The following is a 25,516-nucleotide window of genomic DNA, read 5'->3' on the forward strand; positions in this document are numbered from 1 at the left end:
TGGCCGAAAACACATTCTTGTGGCCCCTGTGACGGCTTCCCCATAATCCGGATCACGCATTGACGGGCCCATGTCACCCGCGCGGAGACGTGGCCCGTCCGCGCGTACACGAGCAACCCCCCACGAAAGAAGGCAGACCTTGAACAACACGTTGGTACGTGCCCTCAAGAGATGCGCCGCCGCCGGTGCCGTCGTGTTCGCCGCGATCAGCCTGCAGCCCACCTCCGCCACCGCCGCCCCGCCGCCCGTCGTCGGCGGAACCCGCGCCGCCCAGGGTGAGTTCCCCTTCATGGTCCGGCTCTCCATGGGCTGTGGCGGCGCGCTCTACACCCAGCAGATCGTCCTCACCGCCGCGCACTGTGTGAACGGCTCCGGCAACAACACCAGCATCACCGCCACCGCCGGAGTCGTGGACCTCCAGAGCTCCAGCGCCATCAAGGTCAAGTCCACCAAGGTCCTCCAGGCCCCCGGCTACAACGGCACCGGCAAGGACTGGGCGCTGATCAAGCTCGCCCAGCCGATCAACCTGCCGACGCTGAAGATCGCCGACACGACGGCGTACAACAACGGCACCTTCGACGTCGCCGGCTGGGGCGCGACCCGCGAGGGCGGGGCGCAGCAGCGCTACTTGCGGAAGGCCAAGGTCCCGTTCGTCTCCGACGCCTCCTGCAAGTCGTCGTACCCCGAGCTCGTGGCGAACGAGGAGATCTGCGCCGGCTTCAACCAGGGCGGCGTCGACACCTGCCAGGGTGACTCCGGCGGCCCGATGTTCCGCAAGGACAACGCGGGCGCGTGGGTCCAGGTCGGCATCGTGAGCTGGGGCTACGGCTGTGCCAGGGCCGGTTACCCGGGTGTCTACACCGAGGTGTCCACCTTCGCCACCGCGATCAAGAACGCGGCCGCGACGCTGTAGCAGCCGCCGCCGCAGCACGCGCCACGGCACGTGAACGGCACGTGAGGGGGCGGGGAGGTCACGCCAGGCGTACGTCCTCCCCGCCCCGCTCCAGCTCCAGCACCCACACCTCGTTCGCGCCCGCGCGCAGCACCGGACCGGGCACGAACAGCGACTCCTGCGGGCCGACGGCCCAGTACCGCCCCAGGCAGAACCCGTTCACCCACACGAACCCCCGCGTCCAGCCCGGCAGTTCGAGGCGGGCGTCACCGGGCGGTACGGGTGGCACGGCGGTCACCGGGGACGCCACGTCGAGCACGGCCCGGTACAGCCCCGGCTCCCCGCCACCGGCCACCGCCCCGAAGGGGATCCCTGCCACTGCCGTCGCGTCAGCGAACGCGTCCAGCCGCAGCCCCCGCGCCCGGAACCCGTGCAGATACTGCCGCTCGTGCCGTACGCCGCCGGTGATCCCCTTCGTCTCCGCCAGCCGCGGCCCGTAATTGACCCGCCCCAGGGACTCCACCCACAGCTCCACCGCCGCCGGCCCCGCCACCGCCGCGCCCGGCTCGGTCCGCTCGCCGTCCACGTAGAGCGCCGCCAGGTCCCGCAGTCCGTCGACGATCAGCGGATACGGCCGCCGCGGCCCCGGCAGCGCCACCCGGTAGCGCACCAGCCCCCGGTCCACCCCGAGCTCCTCGAACGTCGGCGGCACCGGGGAGGCCACCTCCTCGTCCCCGAGGACCCCCATGACGTCGGCGAGCGGCGCCCACGCCTCCGCGCGCGCCCGCACCGGCCCGCGCAGCCGCTCAGGGGCGTCCGGCACCTCCGGCAGCGGGCCCTGCGCGTACGCCGCCAGCACCTCGCGGAACCGCCAGAACTTCTCCGTCGGCCGCCCGCCCTCGTCGATCGGCGCGTCGTAGTCGTACGACGTCACCGTCCCGCGCAGCTCGCCCTGATGGAGATCGCCGGTGCGGTTAGCCCCCGCCCACCCGCCGAAGTTCGAGCCGCCGTGCGCCATGTACAGATTGACGGACGCCCCGCACTCCAGGATCTCCCGCAGCGCGTCCGCGGCGTCCGCGGGATCCCGTACGACGTGCTCCGTACCCCAGTGGTCGAACCAGCCGCACCAGAACTCCATGCACATCAGCGGACCACCGGGACGGTGCCGCCGAAGTACGCCGAACGCCTCCCGCGCGCCCGATCCGAAGTTCACCGTCGTCAGGACGCCCGGGACCGAACCGCCGGAGAGCATGTGATCCTCGGGCCCGTCCGAGGTGACCAGCGGCACCGCGACGCCCGACGCCCGCAGGAGACCGGCGAGGAAGCCGAGGTACGCCTGGTCCGTCCCGTAACTCCCGTACTCGTTCTCGACCTGTACCAGGACCACCGGACCACCCCGGTCGATCTGCCGCGCCACGACCTGCGGCAACAGCCGGCCGAACCAGCGCTCCACCTGCCCCAGATACTCCGCGTCGGCCGTCCGCACCCGTCGCCCGAGCGCCCCCGTCAGCCAGTGCGGCAGCCCGCCGTTCTCCCACTCGGCGCAGATGTACGGACCCGGCCGCACGATCGCCCACATCCCGGCGGCATCCGCCGCGTCGAGAAACCGCCCGAGCGCGCCGACATCGCTGTAGCGGCCCGGCTCCGGCTCGTGCAGATTCCACGGGACGTACGTCTCCACGCAGTTCAGGCCCATCGCCCGCAGCATCGCCAGCCGGTGCCCCCACTGCGCCTCGTGCACCCGGAAGTAGTGCAGCGCACCGGAGAGCAGCCGCACGGGCCGCCCGTCCAGCAGGAAATGCTCGTCACCCACAGTGAATTCCGCCACGGCCACCACCCTCGCCCTCTTCCGTGGCCCGGGTCCATGGACAAAGATCGCCCCTGCTTGGACTCGGACATCTGCTGGGACTCGGACACTCGGACACTCGGACACTCGGACACTCGGTCGGGAGGACGGATGGCGTACCACACCTGGATGCGCTACTTCACGCCCAGCCCGGTCCACCACCGCCTGGGTCTGGTCTGCCTCGGCGTCGGCCTCCAGCACGGCGTCCTGCCCACCGTCGGGCCCCGCACCCTCGACCACCATGTCGCGGTGCTGATCAGCGCGGGCGGCGGCTGGTACCGCGCCGCCGACGGGCGCCGCACCACCGTGACCGCGCCCGCCGTCATCTGGCTCGCCCCCGGCGTCCCGCACCACTACGCCCCCGACCCGGCCACCGGCTGGGACGAGAGCTTCGTCGACTTCACCGGCCCGGCCACGGCCACGTACACCGAACTCGGCTACATCGAACCGGACCGCCCCGTCGTCCCCCTCTCCGACGCCGCCCCCGCCCGCGCCGCCGTCGGCCGGATCGCCCGCGCCGCCCGCCGCGGCAACCCCCTCCTGGAGGTCGAGACCGGCGCCGCCGTCCATGAACTCCTCGTCGCCCTGCGCCGCGCCCGCGCCGACCTGAGCCCCGACGGCGACCCCGTCCTGACCGCCCTCGCCCGCGACGCCTTCCAGCCGCTGACCGTCGCCGAACACGCCGCCCGGCACGGCATGACCCCCGCCGAGCTGCGCACCGCCGTCCGGCGCGGCGCCGGGTGCAGCCCCAAGGACTACCTCCTCGGAATCCGCCTCGGCCGCGCCAAGGAACTCCTGGCCGCCACCGACCTCCCCGTCGCGGCCGTCGCCCGCCGCGTCGGTTACGACGACCCCGCCTACTTCTCCCGCCTCTTCACCCGCCGCGTCGGCACCGCGCCGATCCGCTTCCGCGAGCAGCAGGGCCGCGCAGTGCCCGGGGGCTGGAGCAACCGCGTTCCGGATCCTGAGCACCCGCCGACCATCACGCCCCGGCCGACGTAAGCTCCCTCACCATGACCACCAGCGACATCGACGAGTCCGTACAGGCCGAGCTGACCCGGCTGCGCGAGAGCATCGACAACATCGACGCCGCCGTCGTCCATATGCTCGCGGAACGCTTCAAATGCACCCAGCAGGTCGGCCACCTCAAGGCCGCCCACCACCTCCCACCCGCCGACCCGGCCCGCGAGTCCCGCCAGATCACTCGGCTGCGCCAGCTCGCGGAGAGCGCGAACCTGGACCCGGCGTTCGCCGAGAAGCTGCTGACGTTCATCATCGCGGAGGTCATCCGCCACCACGAGACGATCGCGGGCGGCTCCGACAGTCGCAGCTCCGACGACGGCAGCTGACCCCGGCTCCGGCGGTCCCCGCTGATCAACCCCTGACCCGTGCCCGGGCCTGCAGTTTCTCTGTGCGCTCTCAGCGCAATGAAAGTCCCGTGTGCGCGGGCACACCCATCCGGCAGCATGACCTCCATGTCCGTACTCACGCGCGACGAAGCGCAGATCCGAGCCCAGCTCCTCGACGTCCAGCGGTACACGATCGACCTGGACCTCACCACCGGCGAGGAGACCTTCGACTCCCGAACCGTGATCCGGTTCACTGCCCGCACGGACGCGGACACCTTTCTCGAGCTCAAGCCCGCCACCCTGCGCTCCGTCACCCTCGACGGACAGCACATCGACCCCGAGACGCTCGCCGGGAACCGGCTGCCGCTGAAGGGGCTCACGGCGGGCGAGCACGAGCTCCGTATCGACGCCGCCATGCGCTACTCCCGCACCGGCGAGGGCATGCACCGCTTCACCGACCCCACCGACGGTGAGACGTACGTCTACACCCAGCTCTTCATGGACGACGTGCAGCGTGTCTTCGCGGCCTTCGACCAGCCCGACCTCAAGGCCGTCTTCGAGCTCGCCGTCACCGCCCCCGACGGCTGGACCGTCCTCGCCAACGGCATCACCACCCACCACGGCGACGGCCGCTGGACCGCGGCCCCCACCCCTCGTATCTCCACCTACCTCGCCGCCGTCGCCGCCGGACCGTGGCACTCCGTACGCACCGAGCACGCGGGACTCCCCTTCGGTATCCACTGTCGCCGCTCCCTCGCTCCCCACCTCGACGCCGACGCCGAGGAGCTCCTCGGCATCACCCGCGCCTGCTACGACCGCTACCACGAGAAATTCGAGGAGCCGTATCCCTTCGACTCGTACGACCAGGCCTTCGTCCCCGAATTCAACGCCGGTGCGATGGAGAACCCGGGCCTGGTCACCTTCCGCGACGAGTACGTCTTCCGCTCCGCCGTCACCGACACCGAGCGGCAGAGCCGGGCCGTCACCATCGCGCACGAGATGGCCCACATGTGGTTCGGCGACCTGGTCACGCTGCGCTGGTGGGACGACATCTGGCTGAACGAGTCCTTCGCCGAGTACATGGGCTACCAGACCCTCGTCGAGGCGACGCGCTTCACCGACACCTGGACCGGCTTCGGCATCTCCCGCAAGGCCTGGGGCTACGACGCCGATCAGCGTCCCTCCACCCACCCCGTCGCCCCCGACCCGGACGCCGTTCCCGACACCGCGTCCGCGATGCTCAACTTCGACGGCATCTCCTACGCCAAGGGCGCCTCCGCTCTCCGCCAGCTCGTCACCTGGCTCGGCGAGAAGGACTTCCTCGCCGGAATCAACCTCCACTTCACCCGCCACCGCTTCGGCAACGCCACCCTCGCCGACTTCATCGACTCCCTCGCCGAGAGCACCGACCGCGACGTGCACGCGTGGGCCGGGCACTGGCTGCGCACCACCGGAGTCGACACCCTCACCCCCGCGATCGCCGAGGCCGACGGCTCCTGGCAGCTCACCGTGGACCGCGCCGGCAGCCGCCCCCACCGCATCGCCGTCGGCGCCTACGACCGCGACCTGATAGACGGCCGGAGCCTCGTCCTGCGCGAGCGGTTCGAGGTCGACGTACCCCAGACGGAGCCGCCCGCCGCGAGGCCCGGCCGCCGCCCCGCCCTCGTCGTCCTCAACGACGGCGATCTCAGCTACGCCAAGATCCGCCTCGACAAGGGCTCCGAGGAATCCGCCCTGCGCAGCCTCGCCGCCGTCCCCGACCCCCTCACCCGCGCCGTCCTGTGGAACTGTCTGCGCGACATGGTCCGCGACGGCCACCTCGAACCCGACACCTACCTCCAAACCGCCCGCGCCCACCTCCCGGAGGAGAGCGACCTCGCCATCGTGCAGGGTGTCCTCGCCTTCGCCGGCCCCCACATCGCTGACCGCTACGTCACCCCCGAGGACCGGCCCGCGGCCCTCGCCACCCTCCATGCCCTCACCCGCGACCTGATCCGCCGCACCGAGGACGGCCACAACCCCGGACTGCGGCTCGCCGCCGTACGCCACTTCATCGACGTCGCCACCCAGCCCGACACGATCCGGGACTGGTTCGACTCCGGAAGCATTCCCGGCGGACCCGGCCTCGACCCCGAACTGCGCTGGCGTATCCTCGCCAGGCTCGCCGTCCTCGGCGCCACCGACGAGACCGAGATCACCGCCGAACTCGACCGCGACCCCAGCGCCACCGGCCAGGAAGGCGCCGCCCGCTGCCGCGCCGCCCTGCCCACCCCCGAGGCGAAGGCCGCCGCCTGGTCCCGGCTCTTCGACTCCGACCACCTGTCCAACTACCTGTTCAGCGCTACCGCCCAGGGCTTCTGGCAGCCCGAACAGGCCGACCTCGTACGCGAGTACGTCCCGGCCTTCTACCCTGCGGCCATCGCCACCGCCGCCCGCCGCGGCCCCGCCATCGCCGAGGCAGCGGGCCGCTACGCCTTCCCGGCGTACGCCATCGACGCCGAAGCCCTCCGCCTCGGCGAGGACCGGCTCCGCGACGGCGACATGATCCCGGCGCTGCGCCGCAAGCTCATCGACCAACTCGACGACCTGCGCAGGGCGCTGGCCGTACGGGACAGCTGAGCAGGCAGGCGGCGGGGCCGAGTGGGGGAGGGGCGGGCTTTCTCCCGCCCCTCCCTCTACCTACTCCCTGGGGCGTGGGGGGGACCTCGGACGGGCTGGATTCGCCAGCCTCGCTGGGGGTCCCCACGCCCGCCAGGGCGTAGGGGGAGTTTGAGGCGCGGGGGGTGCGGGGGCAGAGCCCCCGCAAAACCAGGGCTGGGACGGAGCCCCAGTTGTGGGAAGGGGCGGGTAGGGGAAAGAAGCCCGCCGCAGGCGCACCCCCCGCCCATACCAGGCAGTGGGCAGCCATCTGCCGCTCACCACGGGGCAGTACCACTTTCGGGTCGAGATCGTTGAGCTCTGCGGGCACCCGCACCACAACCCCGTCCACCCTGGCGGGAAACCCGCGCTCCCGAAGGACCCGTCCCATGAGCATCCCGCCCCTCGCAGGAGGCACCACAGGACCCGACGCGCTGCGGCCCCTGCTCGGCGCCGTACTCGACGCGCTCGGCGAAGGAGCCAGGGCGCGGGGCGGGCCGCTCCCGGCAGGCGGCCCCGAGGCGGTGGCCGCGGCCGTGCGGGACGCCGTCACCCCGGTCGTCCCCGAGCACGGCAGCGGCGCCGACGAAGCCCTGCGTACGCTCGTACGCACCCTCGCGCACGGCGCCGCCGACCCCGCCGACCCCCGGTGCGCCGCCCATCTGCACACCCCGCCGCTCGCCCTCGCCGTGGCAGCCGACCTCGCCGCGTCCGCGCTCAACCCCTCTCTGGACTCCTGGGACCAGGCCCCCGCCGCCTCGGCTCTCGAAGCCGAGGTCACCCGCGCACTGGCCACCGAGGTGTACCCGGACGGCCCGAGGCCCGACGCCCTCGTCACCACCGGCGGCACCGAGGCGAACCAGCTCGCCCTGCTCCTCGCCCGGGAGCGAGCCCGGGAGCGAGCCCGGGAACGCGCACACGAACGCCACGGCGCCCCCGTCCAAGCCGTCTGCGGCGCCCACACCCACCACTCAGTCCGCCGCGCCGCCTGGCTCCTCGGCCTCCCCGAGCCCGTCACCGTCCCCGCCCCCGACGGCGTCACCGACCTCGCGGCCCTCGACGCCACCCTCGCCGGCCTGAGCGGGCCCGTGCTGGTCACCGCCACCGCCGGCACCACCGACACCGGCCGCATCGACCCCCTGCCCGCCATCGCCGACCTCTGCGACCGGCACGGGGCCGCACTCCACATCGACGCTGCCTACGGCGGACCGCTCCTCTTCAGTACCCGCCACCGGCAGCTGCTGGGCGGCCTCGACCGTGCCCAGTCCGTCACCCTCGACCTGCACAAGCTCGGCTGGCAGCCGGTCGCCGCAGGTCTCCTCGCCGTCCCGGACGCCGCACTGCTCGCCCCCCTCGCCCACACCGCCGACTACCTGAACGCCGACGACGACACCGAAGCCGGACTCCCCGACCTCCTCGGCCGGTCCCTGCGCACCACCCGGCGCCCCGACATCCTCAAGATCGCCGTCACCTTCCGGGCGCTGGGCCGCAGCGGCCTCGCCGGCCTCGTCGACGGCACCATCGCCGCCGCCCGCGACTTCGCCGACATCGTCGAGAAGCACCCGGCGCTGGAGCTCTTCGAACGGCCCACCCTCTCCACCGTCCTCTTCCGCCCGCGCGGCGCGAGCGACGACACCGTCGCCGGAATCCGCCGCACCCTCCTCCACCAGGGCAGCGCCGTCCTCGGCCGCGCCCGCGCGGCGGACCGCCTCTGGCTCAAGGCGACCCTGCTCAACCCCCACGCCACCCCCGGCGACCTCGACACCCTCATCGCACTCGTGGAAGGCAGCACCCCCCGATGACCGGCACCTCCGCCCCAGGCACCCCCGCCCCAGGCGCCCGCGACCTCGACCAGCCCCACGACCTGGTGGGTATCGGCATCGGGCCGTTCAACCTCTCCCTCGCCGCGCTCGCCCACGGCGTCCCCGGCGGCCTCGCCGCCACCTTCTACGAACAGCGCCCCACCTTCCACTGGCACCCCGGCCTGCTCATCGAAGGCTCCACCCTCCAAGTCCCCTTCCTCGCCGATCTGGTCACCCTCGCCGCCCCCGCGAGCCCCTGGACGTTCCTCAACTACCTCAAGAGCCGCGAGCGGCTCTTCCCCTTCTACTTCGCCGAGCGCTTCCACATCCAGCGCGCCGAATACGACGCCTACTGCCGCTGGGTGAGCGACCACGTGCCCGGACTCCACTTCGGCCACCAGGTCGACGCCGTCCGCTGGAACCCCGAACGCGCCCTGTTCGAAGTCGACTTCACCCAGCTCGACACCGAAGGCCAGGCCGAATCGCTCGGCCGGGCCTACACCCGCCACATCGCCCTCGGCGTGGGCACCGAGCCCTTCGTCCCCGAACCGCTGCGGCCCCTCGCCGAGGCCCCCGCCGTCCCGGTCCTCCACTCCGCGGACTACCTCAGTCACCGCGACCAGCTGCTGGCCGCCGAGCACATCACCGTCATCGGCTCCGGCCAGTCCGGCGCCGAGATCTTCCTCGACCTCCTGCGCGCCCGCCCCGCCGGGGCCGAGAAGATCCACTGGCTCGCCCGCACCGAGGCCTTCGCCCCCATGGAGTACTCGAAGCTCGGCCTCGAACACTTCACCCCCGACTACACCCACTACTTCCACGCCCTGCCCGAGTCCGTACGCGACGGACTCGTCCCGCGCCAATGGCAGCTCCACAAGGGCATCGACGCCGACACCATCGCCGCCATCCACGACGAGCTCTACCGCCGCACCCTCGACGGCGGCTGGCCCGACGCCGTCCTCACCCCCGGGGTCCACGTCCGTACCGCCGGCCGCGTCGCCACCACCAAGGTCGAGCTCCACCTCGAACACGTCCAGCAGGGCACCCGCTCCCGCCTCACCACGGACGCCGTCGTCCTCGCCACGGGCTACCGCGAGCGCCCCCTCAACCGCATCCTCGCCGGCCTCGACCCGTACATGCGCCGCGACTCCTCCGAGCGCCCGCGCATCGACGACCAGTTCCGGCTCGTCCTCGACCCCTCCGTCACCGGTTCGGTCTACGTACAGAACGCGGAACGGCACACCCACGGCGTCGGCGCCCCCGACCTCGGCCTCGCCGCCTGGCGCAGCGCGAGCATCCTCAACTCGCTCACCGGCAAGGAGCCCTACCCGCTGCCCCAGCGAACCGCCTTCACCACCTTCGGACTCGAGCGCCGGGAGGCGGCGCGGCTGCCCGGCCAGGCGGGGGAGGCCTTCACCCCTCTCGTGCAGTAGGAAACACTCGTGATCATCGCCGCGCCGGCACGGTCATGACGACGACGCACACCCGGGTGGCGGGCTTCCGCTCCGCGACCGTCGACCCGCACGAAACCATGCAGGTCTTCACGTCCCGGGCCTTCGCCGGACAGACCCTCCGCCAGGTCGTCCACCTCGACGGCGGGGGCTCGGCGGTACGGATCCTGCTCAGCAACCGCTACGGCACCCAGCCGCTCGTCATCGGTGAGGCCCGGCTCGCCGCCCGCACCGCGGGCAACGGAATCGGCCCCTCCACCGACGCGCCCCTGCTCTTCGGCGGCGCGGCCTAACTGACCGTCCCGGTGGGCGAGGAGGTCGTCAGCGACCCCGTCGAGCGCGACGTACGGGCCGGTGACGACCTCGTGCTCAGCCTGTACCTGCCGCACGAGACCGGCCTCGCCACCTTCTCCGGCATCGCCTCCGAGACCTCCTGGACCGTGCCGGGCAACGCCACGTCCGACAAGGACTTCGAAGGCCGCGAGGACATCGAGGAGTCCGAGTCCCGCTACTACCTGAGCGGCGCCGACGTCCTCGCCCCGGCGGGCACGGCCGTCGCGGTCGCCTTCGGCGACTCCTGGTTCGAGGGCGCCGGCACCTCCCTCGGCGCCAACGCCCGCTTCCCCCACCAGCTCAACGAGCGCCTGGAGCGGGGCTGGGTCGTCAACCAGGGCCTCTCCGGAAACCGGCTGCTCACCGACGAGATCGGCGTGCGGGCGCTCGACCGCGTCGAGCGGGACGTCTTCACGGTCCCCGGAGTGACCCACGTCCTGGTCACCTTCGGCCTCAACGACCTCGGCATGCCCGGCTTCGTAAGCCATCCCGAGCCCGCGGCCCCCGCCTCCGCCGAGGATCTCATCGACGGCTTCCAGAGCCTCGCCCGCCGTATCAAGGACTCCGGGCCGACCGTCATCGGCACCACCATCGGCCCGTACGCGGGCTGTGTCATCGACGGCTACTCCTCCGAGGCCGGCCAGGCCGTCAGTCTGCGGGTCAACGCCTGGCTGCGCGCGCACAGCCCCTACGACGCGCTGATCGACGTGGCCGCGGCGGTCGAGGACCCGGCCGACCCCTCACGGATCCGCGCCGACTTCGACTGCGGCGACGGCCTGCACCTGAACGACGCGGGCGTCAGGGCGATGGCCGACGCCGTCGACCTCGCCACGCTGGAGCTCCAGGGCCTGTCCGCGGAGCTGTACTCTGCCAGGACACCGGCCGAGGGAGCCCCCATGACCAGCGACGCCGCTCCGTACGCGACGCCCTACGGAACCCCCGAGACCCCGCGCGTCGCCGTGCGCGGGGAGGCCCTGCTGGAGTTCGACCCCGAGATCGCCCGCATCGGGGTGACCGTGAGCGCCCGCGGCACGGACCGGCGCGACGCGCTGGAGGACCTCACACGCCGCAACAGCGAGGTGCTGAGCCTCATCAAGTCGTACGGCGAGGCGGTCGAGAAACTGGAGACCGGGGCGTTCTCCATCAGCCCGGAGCTGACCCGGCACGGCCGTGGTGAGCGCGTCCGCGCCTACCACGGTCGTGTCCACGTCACAGCGGTGCTCGGCGACTTCACCGCCCTCGGTGAACTCACGACCCGCCTCGCCGACCTCGAACTCACCCGCGTCGACGGCCCCTGGTGGTCCCTGCGCCCCGACTCCCCGGCCCACGGCGAGGCCCGTCGCCAGGCGGTCCGCGAAGCCGTCCAGCGCGCCCGTGAATACGCCGAAGCCCTCGGCGCCCGACTCGCCGCCCTCGTCGAGCTCGCGGACCTGGGGGCCGAGGCGCCCGTTCCGTACGCCGCGTCGCAGGCACCGGGCGGCCTGCGTGCCGTCGCTTTCGGTGCCGCCGCCGAGGCCGCCCCCGCACTCGACCTCGAACCGCAGCGCCAGACGGTCTACGCCCAGGTCAACGCCCGCTTCACGATGACCCCGCCACAGCTGTGAATTGCTCATCAGAGCGCGCCCCTGCACAATTCAACACTTGTCAATAACCCTTCACGCAAAGGTTGTTGAGTAGTCACGCGCAGCCAATTCTCTACCCGTCGGTAAGCCATAGGCTCGAAACCATGCGCCGAGCAAAGATCGTCTGCACACTTGGGCCCGCCACCGATTCATACGACCAGATCAAGGCACTGGTCGAAGCCGGAATGGACGTCGCCCGCCTCAACCTCAGCCACGGCACCTACGCCGAGCACGAGGAGCGTTACCGGCACGTTCGCAAAGCCTCCGAGGAGGCCGGCCGCAGCGTCGGCGTACTCGCCGACCTTCAAGGCCCGAAGATCCGCCTCGGACGCTTCCGCGAAGGCCCCGTACTCCTTGAACGCGGCGATGAGTTCACCATCACCGTCGACGCCGTCGAGGGCGACCGCCATATCTGCGGCACCACCTACCAGGGCCTCGCGGCCGATGTCACCACCGGCGAGCGCATCCTCGTCGACGACGGTCGTGTCGCCCTCGAAGTCACCGCCGTCGACGGACCCCGTGTCCACACCACCGTTGTTGAGGGCGGTGTCATCTCCGATCACAAGGGCCTCAACCTCCCCGGCGTCGCGGTCTCCGTCCCCGCGCTCTCCGAGAAGGACATCGAGGACCTCCGCTGGGCGATCAGGACCGGCGCCGACGTCATCGCCCTCTCCTTCGTCCGCACCGGACGCGACATCGAGGACGTCCACCGCGTCATGGACGAGGAAGGCCGCCGCCTCCCCGTCATCGCGAAGATCGAGAAGCCCCAGGCCGTCGACAACATCGACGACATCGTCGCCGCCTTCGACGGCATCATGGTCGCGCGCGGCGACCTCGGCGTCGAAATGCCCCTGGAACAGGTCCCGATCGTCCAGAAGCGCGCCGTCAAGCTCGCCAAGCGCAACGCCAAGCCGGTCATCGTCGCCACCCAGATGCTCGACTCGATGATCGACAACTCCCGCCCCACGCGCGCTGAGGCGTCCGACGTCGCCAACGCCGTCATCGACGGCACCGACGCCGTGATGCTCTCCGGCGAGACCAGCGTCGGCAAGTACCCCGTCGAGACGGTCACGACGATGGCCCGCATCGTCGAGGCCGCCGAGGAGGACATCCTCGCCAAGGGCCTCCCGCCGCTGACCGACCGCAGCAAGCCCCGCACCCAGGGCGGCGCGGTCGCCCGCGCCGCCGCCGAGATGGGCGACTTCCTCGGGGCGAAGTTCCTGGTCGCCTTCACCCAGTCCGGCGACACCGTCCGCCGCCTCTCCCGCTACCGCTCCCCGATCCCGCTCCTGGCCTTCACCCCGGACCCGGCCACCCGCTCCCAGCTCACCCTCACCTGGGGAGTGGAGACCTTCCTCGGCCCGCACGTCGAGTCCACGGACGCGATGGTCGCCCAGGTCGACGAGATGCTCCTGAAGATCGGCCGCTGCGCCAAGGGCGACACCGTGGTGATCACGGCCGGCTCCCCGCCGGGAGTGGCCGGCTCGACGAACCTGGTGCGCGTGCACCGCATCGGCGAGGACGACAGCCCCCTGTAGGCGACGGGCAGGCAGCGAGCAGGGCGACGGGGAGGCGGCGAGCGGGCGTCAAGTTTGCTCGCACTCTTCCTGGGCAGTCGGCGAGTACAGGAGTCCCGTACGACAGGGCCCGCCGACAACGGACGCACGTGGAGGTCCGGATGTCCACAGAAACACTCATCGCCATCATCGTCCCCATCGCGGTCCTCCTGATCCTGATCGCGCTGGGGCTCTGGCTCGCCATGCGCAGACGCCACCTCAAAGAGCGGTTCGGACCCGAATACGACCGGACCATGGAGGCCGAGGACAGCCGGCATGCCGCCGAACGCGATCTGCGCTCCCGGGAGCAGCGGCATCGGAAGCTCGACATCAGGGAACTGCCCCCAGGAGCCCGCGACCGGTACGCCGAGGAGTGGAAGGGCGCGGAGGAACACTTCGTGGACCAGCCGGGACGCAGCGTCGACGACGCCGACCGTCTCGTCACCCAGCTCATGAGGGACCGCGGCTATCCCACGGAGGGCTACGACCAGATGCTCAGGGACCTCTCCGTGGAACACGGACGCACCCTGGAGCACTACCGCGCCGCCCACGAGGTCAACGTCCGCAACCAGGACGGCAGGGCGACCACCGAAGAACTGCGCGGAGCGATGGTGCACTACCGCGCGCTCTTCCAGGAGCTGCTCAGCGGCACCGACGACCGACCCGATCGACAACCACGGCACGACGCGGCCTGATCGCGCGTCGAGCGAGGTGAGTTGACATGCGCAACCCCGAAAGCACCCACGACGCACCCGAGCGCGGCCTCACGACCGAGGATCTCGCGCACCCCGGCGGGGAGACCCGACGGGACGACACCGCCTACCCCGACGAGACCGCCTCTCCCGAGGACACCGCCCGCGAGGATGCCGCGCCCGCCTACCCGGGCGAGGCCGCGCCGGTGCCCGGTTCCGGGCAGGACGAGCGGACCGAGGCGACGACAGCGGCTGAGGAGCCGGCCCCTGAGGACGACGGGCAGCCCCTGATCCCGCCCGATGACGCGGAGGGCTACCGCGACCGCTGGCAGCAGATCCAGGGCACCTTCGTCGACGACCCCAGGGACGCCGTGCGGACCGCCGACGCCCTGGTCGCCGAAGTGATCCAGTCCCTCGCGGCGACCTTCGCCGACCACAAGGAGGACCTCGAGGCCCAGTGGAGCCGCGGCGAGGACATCCAGACCGAGGAGCTGCGCGTGGCGCTCCAGCGCTACCGCTCGTTCTTCAACCAGCTGCTCCACGCGTGACGTCAACCAGCTGCTCCACGCGTGACGTCAACCAGTTGCTCCACGCCCGACCCGGAGCGTGAGCGCGACCTTCGGGCTCGGCTCGCCTCCGGGGCGCTTCAGCAGACGTCGACGGTCGATCGTGCTCGGCCCCTCGTTCCTCGGGGCCTGTGCGCGGTCTCCCTTTCGACGCCCGCGCGCCCCTTCGGCTCGGGCCGCCGTACACAGCGAGAAGCGGATGTTCACCAGAGTGTGAACATCCGCTTCGTTTCGATGGTGCCGGGTATGGGATTCGAACCCACACGTCCTTTCGGACAGAGGTGTTTGAGACCTCCGCGTCAGCCAGTTGCGCCAACCCGGCGAGATGACCGCGTGCAGCATACCGTGTGCGCGTTGCGCAGGCCCAGTAGGTAGGCTCGGGGGAGCAGTACCCCGCCCCGTACCAAGGAGTACCGTGACCGCCCCCGAGCCCGAGTCGCCCCAGCCCGCCGCCGACGACGCGAACGACACGTCGCACGTCCCGCCGCTGACGACCCGTGTCGTCATCGCCGAGGACGAGGCGCTCATCCGCCTCGACCTCAAAGAGATGCTCGAGGAAGAGGGCTACACGGTCGTCGGCGAGGCCGGTGACGGACAGAGGGCCGTCGAGCTGGCCCGGGAGCACCGCCCGGACCTCGTGATCCTCGATGTGAAGATGCCGGTCCTCGACGGGATCTCCGCCGCCGAGAAGATCGCCGAGGAGTCGATCGCCCCGGTCCTGATGCTCACCGCGTTCTCGCAGCGGGACCTGGTGGAGCGGGCCCGCGACGCCGGCGCGATGGCGTACCTCGTGAAGCCGTTCAGCAAGAGCGACGTCGTCCCGGCCATCGAGATGGCGGTCTCGCGGTTCGCGGAGCTGAAGGCGCTGGAGAAGGAGGTCGCGGACCTCTCCCAGCGGCTGGAGACGCGCAAGCTCGTGGACCGGGCGAAGAGCATCCTCCAGACGCAGTACGGCCTGACGGAGCCCGCCGCCTTCCGGTGGATCCAGAAGACGTCGATGGACCGGCGGCTGTCGATGCAGCAGGTGGCCGAGGCGGTCATCGAGGACGCCGAGGAGAAGAAGGCCGCGAAGGGGCAGTAGCCGCTCGCGTAGGTACGACTCAGGCCCGCACCCCGGATCCGGGGCGCGGGCCTGAGTCGTATCCGTACTGCTCAGTCCTCGCCGAGGTACGCCTTGCGGACGTCCTCGTTGACCAGCAGATCGCGGCCGGGGCCCGACAGGACGACCTTGCCGATCTCCATGACGTGACCCTGGTCGGCCAGGGACAGCGCGGCCTGGGCGTTCTGCTCGACCAGCAGGATGGTCGTGCCCTGGGCCTTGAGCTCGGCGATGGTCGCCATGATCTTCTGCATCATGATCGGGGAGAGACCCATGGAGGGCTCGTCGAGCATGAGCAGCTTGGGCTGGGACATCAGCGCCCGGCCCATGGCGAGCATCTGCTGCTCGCCGCCGGACAGGGTGCCCGCGGCCTGCTTACGGCGCTCGCCCAGGATGGGGAAGAGGTCGTAGGCGCGCTGGACGTCCTTCTGGATGCCGTCCTTGTCCTTGCGGAGGAAGGCACCGAGGAGGAGGTTGTCCTCGATCGTCATGCGCGGGAAGATGTGCCGGCCCTCGGGTGAGTGGGCGAGCCCGAGCGAGACGATCTCGTGTGCGGCGGTCTTCTTGAGGGACTTGCCGTTGAACTTGATCTGGCCGCCGCGCGGTTTGATCAGTCCCGAGAGGGTCCGCAGCGTGGTGGTCTTGCCCGCGCCGTTGGTGCCGATGAGGGTGACGATCTGCCCGGCCTCGACGCTGAACGAGATGCCCTTGACGGCTTCGATCTTGCCGTAGGCGACGCGGAGGTCCTCGACCTCGAGGAGTGCGGTCACTTGGCTTCTCCGTCCGTGCCGGTGGTGCTCGTGGTGCTGTCCGCCTCGGCGTCCCCGGAATCACCGGAGTCCTCGGCGTCCCCGGCGGTGTCCTCGGCGTCGGCGAGGACGGCCTCCGCGGCCTCGGCCTCGGCGGCTTCGACCTCGGCGGCCTCCTCGGCGCCGGGGGCGCCTTCGAAGGGCTCGCCGAGATACGCGGCGACGACGCGCTCGTCGCTCTGGACCTCGGTCGCGGTGCCCTCGATGAGCTTCTCGCCCTGGACGAGGCAGGCCACCCGGTCGCAGAGGTTGAAGATGAAGCGCATGTCGTGCTCGATGACGAGAACGGCGATGCCCTTGTCCCGGATGGCGAAGATGAGCTCTTCGGTGGTCCGGGTCTCCTGAGGGTTCATACCGGCGGTGGGCTCGTCGAGCAGGATCAGGCCCGGGTCGCTCGCGAGGGCGCGGGCGATCTCGAGCTTGCGCTGCTCGCCGTAGGGGAGGTTGCGCGCGAGGTGCTCGGCCTTGTGGGCGAGGCCGATGAACTCGAGCAGCTCCATGGCCTTCTTGCGGCTGGCTTCCTCCTCCTTGTGGAAGCCGGGCAGCCGCAGGAGGGCGGACCAGAGTCCTTCCTTGGTCCGGGTGTGGCGGCCGACGAGCACGTTCTCCAGGACCGTCATATTGCTGAAGAGACGGATGTTCTGGAACGTGCGGGCGATGCCGGCCGCGGTGACCTTGAAGGACTTGGGGGGCAGGACCGTGCCCTTGTACCGGACTTCACCCTCGGTGGGGATGTAGAGGCCGGTGAGGCAGTTGAAGAACGTGGTCTTGCCCGCGCCGTTGGGTCCGATGAGGCCGACGATCTCCCCGCTCCTGACGGTGAGGTCGACGCTCTTGACGGCGGTGAGGCCGCCGAACCGCATGGTGACGCCACGGGCGTCGAGAACGGTCTCCGCCGTGGTGGCGGTGGTGCTGGTCGTCATGGGTCAGGCCCCTGCCTTGCCGAGGACTGTGGGTGCGTCGTCCGACGGGTGCAGCTCGAGCTGGTTGCGCCGGTTGGGGATGAGGCCCTCGGGGCGCAGGCGCATCAGGACGATGAGCGCGATGCCGAAGGCGAGGAGCTGGTACTCGCCCAGGGACTGGAGCTTGTTGGGGAGCAGGAAGAGCAGCGCTCCGCCGACGAGCGGTCCGGAGATGGTCCCCATGCCGCCGAGGACGACCGCGGCGAGCAGGAAGGCCGAGTTCGGGGGCACGGCGTTGGCGAACACGTACTGGTCGGGGGTGACCGTGTAGTTGACGTGTGCCTGTACGGCGCCGGCGAGGCCGGCGAGTGTGGCGCCGAGGGCGAAGGCGATGAGCTTGACGCGGAAGCCGTTGATGCCCATGGCCTCGGCGGCGGTCTCGTCCTCGCGGATGGCGACCCAGGCGCGGCCGATGCGGGATTCCGCGCTGCGGCGGAAGACCAGGATCACCACGAGGGTGATCAGCAGCATCAGCAGGAAGTAGTTGGCGAACCGGCCGATGGTGAATCCGGCGAAGGTGTGTTCCGCGCCGAAGTCGAACCCGAAGAGGTTGATGTTCGGGACGCCGGCGATGCCGTTGGGGCCGTTGGTGACGTCGGGACCGGAGGTGCCGTCGAGGTTGAGCATGGTGATACGGAAGATCTCACCGAAGCCGAGCGTCACGATGGCGAGGTAGTCGCCGCGCAGGCGCAGGGTGGGAGCGCCGATGAGGACACCGAAGACCATGGAGGCGGCGGCGCCGATGAGGAGTGCGGCCCAGAAGGGGAGGTGCACGCCGAACGGCGAGTTGGGCGAGCCGGAGACCAGGGCGGCGACGTAGGCGCCGACGCCGAGGAAGGCGACGTATCCGAGGTCGAGGAGGCCGGTGAGGCCGACGACGATGTTCAGGCCGAGGGCGACGGTCGCGAAGATCAGGATGTTGACGCCGAGGTTCGCGTACTGGTCGTCGGTCTGGGTGAGGGGGAAGGCCGCCGCGGCGACGAACGCGCCGACGAGGGCGACATTGCGGTGCCGGTTGGTGAGGGCCGTGAACCGGGCCACCAGACCGGCCTTGTTGAGTGCCGCGAAGCCGAAGCCCGCCGTGATCAGGAAACCGATGAAGAGTTCCTGGTACGGCGTGGTGACGCCGTACGTGAAGACGCCGAGCCCGAGTGCGAGGGCGAGGGTGATGAGCAGGATCTCGGCGTAGGCCGGGAGCTGCCGGGCCGGGGCGGGGGTCCCGGCGGTGAAGGCGGCCTTGACGGTCGTCCACCGGTTGCCGGCGTTGTGCTTGAACTGGTCCCAGCCGTCGTCGTCGGGGTCGGGGCCTTCGAGCGCGGGGCGCTGGAAGGGGAGCGCGAGGGCGCCGACGAGGGTGAGCAGGGTGGTCAGGGCGACGACTCCGCCGCCCGGCTCGAGGTCCACCAGGGCGCCGAGCTGCACGACAATCGCGATGACGGTGTACCAGGCGGTGGCGAAGGCGGCGAGCGCGGAGAGCTTGATCGCCGCGTCGGTCCCCGCGGGGGCGAGCCAGCCGAGGCCCTTGACGCCGTAGGAGGCGAGACCGAACAGGGTGGTGAGGGCGCCGCCGACCAGGACGAGCCACTGGAGGCCGCCCGGGTAGCCGTAGACGGTCAGGTCGCCGGGGAACTCGGCGGTCCAGGTCCAGGACAGGAAGCAGCTGGCGACGGTGAGGGCGCCGCCCGCGGTGGCGAGAGCGCGGGCGGTCTTCTCGGGGATGCCGATGAAGCCCTTGTTCTCGGTCGTGGGGATCTTCGCGGGGTCCGCGGTGATGGTGGTCGTCATGGTTCTCACGCCCTGTCCGCCACGCGCTCACCCAGCAGGCCCTGCGGCCGGACGAGGAGCACGAGGATGAGAAGTACGAACGCCCAGGTGTTGCCCCATGGCTGACCGCCGAGCTGCTCGAAGCCGGGGATCTCGTCGATGTAGACGGTGGTGAGGGCCTCGGCGAGGCCGAGGACCAGCCCGCCGATCATGGCGCCGTAGATGTTGCCGATGCCGCCGAGGACAGCGGCGGTGAAGGCCTTGAGGCCGAGGATGAAGCCCATCCTGTAGTTGACCTCGCCGTACTTGAGGCCGTACGCGACGGCTCCGACGGCGGCGAAGAGGGCACCGAGGGCGAACGCGACCGTGATGATGCGGTCGGTGTTGATGCCCATCAGCTTGGCCGTGTCCGGGTCCTGGGCGGTCGCCTGCATACCGCGGCCGGTGCGGGTCTTCATGACGAAGAAGCCGAGGAAGGCCATGGAGAGAGGGGCGGCGATGAGCAGGAAGACGTCACCGGTCTGGATGGTGATGCTGCCGAGGTGGAACGGGCCGCCCGCGATCTCGGGGAAGACGATGGAGGACCTCGCGTCGGGGTACCAGGCCCAGACGGCCTGCTGGAGCACGATCGAGAGCCCGATGGCGGTGATGAGCGGGGCGAGCCGGGGCGCGTTGCGCAGTGGCCGGTAGGCGAAGCGTTCCGCGGCGACGGAGATGGTGGTGGCCACGATGACCGCGCCTATGATCATGAGTGGCAGGGCCAGCCACATGGTGGTGCCGCCGGGGAGCATCAGCCAGACCGTGAGGGCCCCGAAGCCGCCGGTCATGAAGATCTCGCCGTGTGCGAAGTTGATGAGCTGGACGATGCCATAGACCATCGTGTAGCCGATGGCGACGAGCCCGTACATTGATCCCAGTAGCAGGCCGTTGACCAGCTGTTGCGGCAGTTCGTGCACCGCAGGTCCTCCGAGTCTTTCGACGGATGTGACACCGCGCGGGGCGCCGTGGTGCGCGCCCCGCGCGGCAGGAGTGGGTGTGGAGAGGGAGGGTCAGCTGCCGAGGGTGCCGGACTCGACGGCCTTGAAGTCCGGGCCTTCGACCTTGTAGACGGTCAGCTGCTTGTTGGTGGCGTCACCGAACTCGTCGAAGGAGACCTTGCCGGTCACACCCTCGAAGGAGACGCCCTGAACGGCCTCGATGACCTTCGCGCGGGCGTCGGTGGGCAGCTTGCCGCCGTTGCCCTCGACGACCTTCTTGACGGCCTCGATGATGGCCCAGGCGGAGTCGTACGAGTAGCCGCCGTAGGCCGAGTAGTCGTCCTTGTAGCCGGCCTTCTTGTAGTTCGCGACGAACTCCTTGGCCGACGGCAGGGTCTCGACGGGCGCGCCGACCGAGGTGCACAGGTCGCCCGCGGCGCCGGCGCCGGCGAGCTCGACGTACTTCTTGTCCTTGATGCCGTCGCCGCCGACGAGCGGGATCTTGGCTCCGGCGGCCTTGATCTGCTTGCTGAGCGGGCCGCCCGCCGGGTACTCGCCGCCGTAGTAGACGACGTCCGCGCCGGAGCTCTTGACCTGGGTCACGATCGCGGAGAAGTCCTTGGTCTCCGCGTCGATGTGGCCCTCGCCCGCGACGGTGCCGCCGAGCTTGGTGAACTCGCCCTTGAAGGTGCCGGCGAGGCCTGCGCCGTAGGTCTTCTTGTCATCGATGATGAAGACCTTCTTCTTGCCGGCCTTGTTGAAGAGGTACTGCGCCGCGAACGGGCCCTGGATGGCGTCCGTGGTGGCGGTGCGGAAGTAGCTCTTGTAGGTGCGGGTCTTCTGGCCGGTGGCCCACTTCGGCCCCTGGGTGAGGGAGGGGCTGGTGTTGGCCGGGGAGATCTGGACGAGCTTGGCGTCGTCGAAGACCTTCTGCATGGACTCGGAGACCGAGGAGTTGAGCGGGCCGACGACGCCGATGACGTCCTTGTTGGCGACCAGCTTGGTGGCGTTCTGCTGTCCGGAGGACGCCTGGCCCTGGTCGTCGAGGGCCTCGAACTTGAAGGTGATGCCCTTGACGTACTTCTTCTCGTTCGCCTGCTTGACCGCCAGCTCGGCGGAGTTGCGGATACCGAGGCCGAGGGCGGAGAGATCGCCGGTCAGCGGGGCGTCGACGGCGATGACGACCGTGGCGCCTCCGCCCTCGGCGGTCTTGCCGCTGTCGTCGCGCGAACCACAGGCGGTGAGCGTGAGGGCTCCCGCGGTGAGCGCGGCCGTCACGGCGATGAGAGAACGTTGACGCACGATCTGTCCTTTCCTGGCACGGCGTCCCCCCTGGGACGCGCCGAGTCGTACGCGGACCGAACTGAAAATCCGGTGGGTCGCGGTGACTGGCCGTGACTCTAGGCGGCTGTTCGGGGGATATGGAGGGCTTGGGCCAATGATGTGACTCTCTTGTTATGCCACGGCGTAATGCATAGCGGATCCGGTGGGGTGGAACGGGGGAATTCAGGCCGGTTCGTCTTGTCCGCATAACGAGACGGTGCAGGACCGTCAGCGAGTTAGGTCCTGTCATGCCAGGGATCTGGAGGGCTTTGGTCCTGTCGCGGGCGGCTGTCGCGCGTCTCGGTTTTCGGGACACGCTTTCACCAGGGCTTTTGAAAGGTCGCTGGCATATCGGTCACCGAGGATGTAACTGTGCTCCTCCTTGGTGCGCCCATTACTCAGGGTCAATTCCAGGAATGGGAGACCTGCATTCCGTGCTACATGCATGCAATCCCGTACCTGAAATCCCACCAGGATCTCGTGGTGCCCGCCCCTCGGAACGGTCAGTGGAGGTACCGGGGCGGTGGTGACGCTGAGTGCCGACGACGGCTGGCCGATCCGCTCGACCGTGACGGGCGGCCCGTCCGTCGTGCGCAGCGTGATCCGGAAGGTGAACGCGCTGCCGGGCTCCGTTGGCGCGGCCGGCTTCACGTACGAGACGGCGAAGACCTGGGACGGGGCGGGCGGCGGCGCGGGCGGTACGGGCTCCGGCCGTACGGCGAAGAGATAGCCGGCGCCGAGGGCGAGCGCGGCCGCCACGGCCAGCGGGAGGGCGATCCGGCGGCGAGCCGGCCGGTCGGGGGCCCCGCCGAGCAGCTCGTCGGGTGCCCAGGTGTCCTCGCCCGGTTCGAGGGGCCCGATGCCGCTCACCGCCGGGACCCGTGGCGCGCCGGTCCTAATCCCATGCGGGAACGCTAGACCGGCGCGCCCGAGTCCACAACTGGTCAGGCGACAGGCGGCTGTTGCGAGTTCGTTTCGCGCAGCAGGCAGGTGAGGCGGGCCGTGCAGACCCGCTTGTCCTGCTCGTCGGTGATCACGATCTCGTACGTGGCGGTGGAGCGGCCGCGGTGCACCGGGGTGGCCACACCGGTGACCTGGCCGGAGCGGACGCCCCGGTGGTGGGTGCAGTTGAGGTCCACGCCCACGGCGATCTTGGAGCTGCCGCCGTGCAGCATCGAGCCGACCGATCCGAGCGTTTCGGCGAGCACGGCGGACGCGCCGCCGTGCAGCAGCCCGTACGGCTGGGTGTTGCCCTCCACCGGCATGGTGCCGACGACGCGCTCCGCGGAGGCCTCGGTGATCTGTACGCCCATCCGGGTCCCGAGGGTCCCGGCGGAGAAGAGGGCGGGCAGGTCGATGCCGAGTGCCGCGTACTCGTCGATGACCTCTTGCGGGAACTTCACCGTCGTCTGCTCGCCCATGGGCCCTGCTCCGATCGTCGTCCGTGTGTGTCTGACTGCCCGGGCAGCCCTGCGCGCCCGGCGCCTGAGCGAACGCTTAGGCGGGGCGCGATTGTTCCAGACGTACGATCACGGACTTGCTGGCGGGGGTGTTGCTGGTGTCGGCGGTGGCGTCCAGCGGCACCAGCACATTGGTCTCCGGGTAGTACGCGGCGGCGCAGCCCCGCGCGGTGGGGTAGTGCACCACCCGGAAGCCGGGCGCCCGGCGCTCCACCCCGTCCTGCCACTCGCTCACCAGATCCGTGTACGCGCCGTCCGCCAGGCCCAGCTCGCGCGCGTCCGCCGGGTTCACGAAGACGACGCGGCGGCCGCCCTTGATGCCCCGGTAACGGTCGTCCAGACCGTAGATCGTGGTGTTGTACTGATCGTGGGAGCGGAGTGTCTGCAGCAGCAGCCGGCCCTCGGGGACCCGGGGGTATTCGACGGGGGCGGCGGTGAAATTGGCCTTGCCGGTGGCCGTGGGGAAGCGTCGCTCGTCGCGCGGGGCATGCGGCAGCGTGAACCCGCCGGGGCGGGCGATCTTCGTGTTGAAATCCTCGAATCCGGGGACCACGCGGGAGATCCGGTCGCGGATCGTCGCGTAGTCGCGCTCGAACTCCTCCCAGGGCGTGGCCGAGCCGGCACCGAGCACGGCGCGCGCCATGCGCGCCACGATCGCCGGCTCGGAGAGCAGATGGGGACTCGCGGGCGGCAGGTTGCCGCGCGAGGCGTGCACCATGCCCATCGAGTCCTCGACGGTCACGAACTGCTTGCCGCCCTTCTGCACGTCCTTGTCGGTGCGGCCGAGCGTCGGCAGGATCAACGCGCGCGTGCCCGTCACCGCGTGCGAGCGGTTGAGCTTCGTCGACACGTGCACGGTGAGGCGGGCGCGGCGCATCGCCGCCTCCGTGACCTCCGTGTCGGGGGAGGCGCCGACGAAATTGCCGCCCATGGCGAAGAACACCTTCGCCCGGCCGTCGCGCAGCGCCTGGATGGACCGGACGACGTCGAGGCCGTGGTGGCGCGGCGGCGCGAAGCCGAACTCCTTCTCCAGGGCGTCGAGGAAGGCGGCGGCGGGCCGCTCGAAGATGCCCATCGTGCGGTCGCCCTGCACATTGGAGTGCCCGCGCACCGGGCACACCCCGGCGCCGGGCCGCCCGATGTCGCCACGCAGCAGCAGGAAGTTGACGACCTCCCTGATGGTCGCGACGGCGTGCTTGTGCTGGGTCAGGCCCATGGCCCAGCAGACGATCGTGCGCCGGGAGGCCAGGACCATCTCCAGGGCCCGCTCGATCTCTGGCCGCGTGAGGCCGGTCGCGGCGAGCGTCTCGTCCCAGTCGGCCTTCCGCGCGGCCGCGGCGAACTCCTCGTAGCCGTGCGTGTGGTCGCGTACGAAGGCGTCGTCGACGGCGCCCGGAGTGTCCAGGACCAGCTTGTTGAGCAGCCGGAAGAGGGCCTGGTCGCCGCCGATGCGGATCTGGAGGAACAGATCGCTGAGCGCGGCTCCCTTGAGCATGCCCGTCGGGGTCTGCGGGTTCTTGAACTTCGCCGTGCCCGCCTCGGGCAGCGGATTCACCGAGATGACCCGCGCGCCGGCCCGCTTGGCCTTCTCCAGCGCGGACAGCATCCGCGGGTGGTTCGTGCCCGGGTTCTGCCCGGCCACGATGATCAGATCGGCCTGGTGCAGATCTTCCAGGGAGACGCTGCCCTTGCCGACGCCGAGCGTCTCGGTCAGGGCCGAGCCGGAGGACTCGTGGCACATGTTGGAACAGTCCGGCAGATTGTTCGTGCCGAACTCGCGGGCGAAGAGCTGGAGCAGGAACGCCGCCTCGTTGCTGGTGCGGCCCGAGGTGTAGAAGAGCGCCTCGTCGGGGGAGTCGAGCGCCGTGAGTTCCTCCGCGATGATCGCGAAGGCCCGCTCCCAGGACACCGGCTCGTACCGGTCGCCGCCTGCCGGAAGGTGGACCGGCTCGGTGATACGGCCCTGCTGGCCCAGCCAGTAACCGCTGCGCTCGGCGAGGTCCGCGATCGGGTGGGCGGCGAAGAAGGCGGGGGTGACGCGGCGCAGCGTCGCCTCCTCGGCCACCGCCTTCGCCCCGTTCTCGCAGAACTCCGCGACATGGCGCTTGTCACCCTCGGGCCAGGCGCAGCCGGGACAGTCGAAGCCGTCCTTCTGGTTCACCTTGAGAAGGGTCCGCACGGTGCGGCGCAGGCCCATCTGCTGCTGGGCGATCTTCAACGTGTGCCCGATGGCCGGCAGCCCTGCCGCGGCGTGCTGCGGCGCCTCTACCTGCGGCGCGTCCTGGACGGGGTCACCTGAGGGCGGCTTGCTGGCCATCGTGCTCCTCTACGAGCGCGGGATCGGTGGCGGTCAGTGGCAGACCGTGTCGTGCACGGAGA

General features: G+C 70.7%; 21 protein-coding genes, 1 tRNA gene and 1 pseudogene. 14 read left to right on the top strand and 9 right to left on the bottom strand.

The window, feature by feature from the left end:
- Positions 1-139 precede the first annotated feature (139 nt).
- Positions 140-913 (top strand): S1 family peptidase, encoded by a 774-nt coding sequence (locus ABT342_RS11865; RefSeq protein WP_351570774.1) that lies wholly within the window; start codon positions 140-142, stop codon positions 911-913.
- Positions 914-971: 58 nt separating this feature from the next.
- Here the strand turns inward: ABT342_RS11865 and ABT342_RS11870 are convergent, their stop codons facing one another.
- Positions 972-2,720 carry a glycoside hydrolase family 35 protein gene (locus ABT342_RS11870; protein WP_351570777.1) on the bottom strand — a complete coding sequence of 583 codons (1,749 nt, stop codon included), beginning with the start codon at positions 2,718-2,720 and terminating at the stop codon, positions 972-974.
- 129 nt (positions 2,721-2,849) lie between these two features.
- On the opposite strand from ABT342_RS11870, the gene ABT342_RS11875 reads away from it, so the two are divergent.
- From ABT342_RS11875 to ABT342_RS11925, 11 genes and pseudogenes are all read left to right on the top strand, one after another.
- Positions 2,850-3,740, top strand: a complete 891-nt coding sequence (locus ABT342_RS11875) for a helix-turn-helix domain-containing protein (protein ID WP_351570780.1) — start codon at positions 2,850-2,852, stop codon at positions 3,738-3,740.
- An 11-nt stretch (positions 3,741-3,751) separates the two neighbouring features.
- Entirely contained in the window at positions 3,752-4,087 is a 336-nt protein-coding gene (locus ABT342_RS11880) for a chorismate mutase (protein ID WP_351570782.1), read from the top strand.
- A 126-nt stretch (positions 4,088-4,213) separates the two neighbouring features.
- Positions 4,214-6,706, top strand: coding sequence for an aminopeptidase N (pepN, locus tag ABT342_RS11885; protein ID WP_351570784.1), 2,493 nt, complete (start codon positions 4,214-4,216; stop codon positions 6,704-6,706).
- 407 nt (positions 6,707-7,113) lie between these two features.
- Complete coding sequence (locus ABT342_RS11890) at positions 7,114-8,526, top strand: pyridoxal phosphate-dependent decarboxylase family protein (RefSeq protein WP_351570788.1); 1,413 nt, start codon at positions 7,114-7,116, stop codon at positions 8,524-8,526.
- Positions 8,523-9,956, top strand: coding sequence for a lysine N(6)-hydroxylase/L-ornithine N(5)-oxygenase family protein (locus tag ABT342_RS11895; RefSeq protein ID WP_351570791.1), 1,434 nt, complete (start codon positions 8,523-8,525; stop codon positions 9,954-9,956). Before ABT342_RS11890 ends, ABT342_RS11895 begins: the two co-directional genes overlap by 4 nt.
- A 35-nt stretch (positions 9,957-9,991) precedes the next feature.
- Positions 9,992-10,267, top strand: a complete 276-nt coding sequence (locus ABT342_RS11900) for a hypothetical protein (RefSeq protein WP_351570794.1) — start codon at positions 9,992-9,994, stop codon at positions 10,265-10,267.
- Positions 10,268-10,414: 147 nt separating this feature from the next.
- Positions 10,415-11,116, top strand: a pseudogene (locus ABT342_RS11905) (GDSL-type esterase/lipase family protein); the annotation flags it as partial.
- Between the two features lie 87 nt (positions 11,117-11,203).
- Entirely contained in the window at positions 11,204-11,911 is a 708-nt protein-coding gene (locus ABT342_RS11910) for an SIMPL domain-containing protein (RefSeq protein WP_351571013.1), read from the top strand.
- Positions 11,912-12,033: 122 nt separating this feature from the next.
- Entirely contained in the window at positions 12,034-13,467 is a 1,434-nt protein-coding gene (gene pyk, locus ABT342_RS11915; protein ID WP_351570797.1) for a pyruvate kinase, read from the top strand.
- 140 nt (positions 13,468-13,607) lie between these two features.
- Positions 13,608-14,180 (top strand): hypothetical protein, encoded by a 573-nt coding sequence (locus tag ABT342_RS11920; protein ID WP_351570800.1) that lies wholly within the window; start codon positions 13,608-13,610, stop codon positions 14,178-14,180.
- Between the two features lie 26 nt (positions 14,181-14,206).
- On the top strand, positions 14,207-14,725 hold the full coding sequence (locus ABT342_RS11925; protein WP_351570803.1) for a hypothetical protein: 519 nt from the start codon (positions 14,207-14,209) through the stop codon (positions 14,723-14,725).
- A gap of 253 nt (positions 14,726-14,978) precedes the next feature.
- On the opposite strand, the gene ABT342_RS11930 is transcribed toward ABT342_RS11925, so the two are convergent.
- Positions 14,979-15,065: transfer RNA gene (locus tag ABT342_RS11930), tRNA-Leu, on the bottom strand.
- A 93-nt stretch (positions 15,066-15,158) separates the two neighbouring features.
- On the opposite strand from ABT342_RS11930, the gene ABT342_RS11935 reads away from it, so the two are divergent.
- Positions 15,159-15,824 (top strand): ANTAR domain-containing response regulator, encoded by a 666-nt coding sequence (locus tag ABT342_RS11935; RefSeq protein WP_351570806.1) that lies wholly within the window; start codon positions 15,159-15,161, stop codon positions 15,822-15,824.
- 71 nt (positions 15,825-15,895) lie between these two features.
- Here the strand turns inward: ABT342_RS11935 and ABT342_RS11940 are convergent, their stop codons facing one another.
- The 5 genes from ABT342_RS11940 to ABT342_RS11960 all read right to left on the bottom strand — a co-directional run bounded on the left by ABT342_RS11940 (position 15,896) and on the right by ABT342_RS11960 (position 21,656).
- On the bottom strand, positions 15,896-16,612 hold the full coding sequence (locus ABT342_RS11940) for an ABC transporter ATP-binding protein (RefSeq protein ID WP_351570809.1): 717 nt from the start codon (positions 16,610-16,612) through the stop codon (positions 15,896-15,898).
- Positions 16,609-17,574 carry an ABC transporter ATP-binding protein gene (locus ABT342_RS11945; protein ID WP_351570811.1) on the bottom strand — a complete coding sequence of 322 codons (966 nt, stop codon included), beginning with the start codon at positions 17,572-17,574 and terminating at the stop codon, positions 16,609-16,611. Before ABT342_RS11945 ends, ABT342_RS11940 begins: the two co-directional genes overlap by 4 nt.
- Before the next feature lie 3 nt (positions 17,575-17,577).
- Positions 17,578-19,398: a branched-chain amino acid ABC transporter permease gene (locus tag ABT342_RS11950; RefSeq protein WP_351570815.1), complete on the bottom strand. Its 1,821-nt coding sequence runs from the start codon at positions 19,396-19,398 to the stop codon at positions 17,578-17,580.
- Positions 19,399-19,403: 5 nt separating this feature from the next.
- Positions 19,404-20,333, bottom strand: a complete 930-nt coding sequence (locus ABT342_RS11955; RefSeq protein WP_351570818.1) for a branched-chain amino acid ABC transporter permease — start codon at positions 20,331-20,333, stop codon at positions 19,404-19,406.
- A gap of 93 nt (positions 20,334-20,426) precedes the next feature.
- Positions 20,427-21,656: a branched-chain amino acid ABC transporter substrate-binding protein gene (locus ABT342_RS11960; protein WP_351570821.1), complete on the bottom strand. Its 1,230-nt coding sequence runs from the start codon at positions 21,654-21,656 to the stop codon at positions 20,427-20,429.
- Positions 21,657-22,200: 544 nt separating this feature from the next.
- Between ABT342_RS11960 and ABT342_RS11965 the strand changes: the two genes are divergently transcribed.
- Positions 22,201-22,407, top strand: a complete 207-nt coding sequence (locus ABT342_RS11965; RefSeq protein WP_351570824.1) for a hypothetical protein — start codon at positions 22,201-22,203, stop codon at positions 22,405-22,407.
- A gap of 214 nt (positions 22,408-22,621) precedes the next feature.
- Here ABT342_RS11965 and ABT342_RS11970 read toward each other — a convergent pair whose 3' ends face one another.
- Together ABT342_RS11970 and ABT342_RS11975 are read right to left on the bottom strand one after the other, a co-directional pair.
- On the bottom strand, positions 22,622-23,098 hold the full coding sequence (locus ABT342_RS11970) for a PaaI family thioesterase (protein WP_351570827.1): 477 nt from the start codon (positions 23,096-23,098) through the stop codon (positions 22,622-22,624).
- 76 nt (positions 23,099-23,174) lie between these two features.
- Complete coding sequence (locus ABT342_RS11975; protein WP_351570830.1) at positions 23,175-25,454, bottom strand: FdhF/YdeP family oxidoreductase; 2,280 nt, start codon at positions 25,452-25,454, stop codon at positions 23,175-23,177.
- Positions 25,455-25,516 lie beyond the last annotated feature (62 nt).

It is taken from the genome of Streptomyces sp. NPDC000410, assembly GCF_040300305.1.
Lineage (GTDB): Bacteria > Actinomycetota > Actinomycetes > Streptomycetales > Streptomycetaceae > Streptomyces.

Bases quoted from the DNA above. Each gene is read 5' to 3' on its own strand.
- ABT342_RS11975 (WP_351570830.1), bottom strand. From the start codon at position 25,454: ATGGCCAGCAAGCCGCCCTCAGGTGACCCCGTCCAGGACGCGCCGCAG.
- ABT342_RS11900 (WP_351570794.1), top strand. From the start codon at position 9,992: ATGACGACGACGCACACCCGGGTGGCGGGCTTCCGCTCCGCGACCGTC.
- ABT342_RS11910 (WP_351571013.1), top strand. From the start codon at position 11,204: ATGACCAGCGACGCCGCTCCGTACGCGACGCCCTACGGAACCCCCGAG.
- ABT342_RS11890 (WP_351570788.1), top strand. From the start codon at position 7,114: ATGAGCATCCCGCCCCTCGCAGGAGGCACCACAGGACCCGACGCGCTG.
- ABT342_RS11880 (WP_351570782.1), top strand. From the start codon at position 3,752: ATGACCACCAGCGACATCGACGAGTCCGTACAGGCCGAGCTGACCCGG.
- ABT342_RS11970 (WP_351570827.1), bottom strand. From the start codon at position 23,098: ATGGGCGAGCAGACGACGGTGAAGTTCCCGCAAGAGGTCATCGACGAG.
- ABT342_RS11875 (WP_351570780.1), top strand. From the start codon at position 2,850: ATGGCGTACCACACCTGGATGCGCTACTTCACGCCCAGCCCGGTCCAC.
- ABT342_RS11895 (WP_351570791.1), top strand. From the start codon at position 8,523: ATGACCGGCACCTCCGCCCCAGGCACCCCCGCCCCAGGCGCCCGCGAC.
- ABT342_RS11925 (WP_351570803.1), top strand. From the start codon at position 14,207: ATGCGCAACCCCGAAAGCACCCACGACGCACCCGAGCGCGGCCTCACG.
- pyk (WP_351570797.1), top strand. From the start codon at position 12,034: ATGCGCCGAGCAAAGATCGTCTGCACACTTGGGCCCGCCACCGATTCA.
- pepN (WP_351570784.1), top strand. From the start codon at position 4,214: ATGTCCGTACTCACGCGCGACGAAGCGCAGATCCGAGCCCAGCTCCTC.
- ABT342_RS11945 (WP_351570811.1), bottom strand. From the start codon at position 17,574: ATGACGACCAGCACCACCGCCACCACGGCGGAGACCGTTCTCGACGCC.
- ABT342_RS11920 (WP_351570800.1), top strand. From the start codon at position 13,608: ATGTCCACAGAAACACTCATCGCCATCATCGTCCCCATCGCGGTCCTC.
- ABT342_RS11950 (WP_351570815.1), bottom strand. From the start codon at position 19,398: ATGACGACCACCATCACCGCGGACCCCGCGAAGATCCCCACGACCGAG.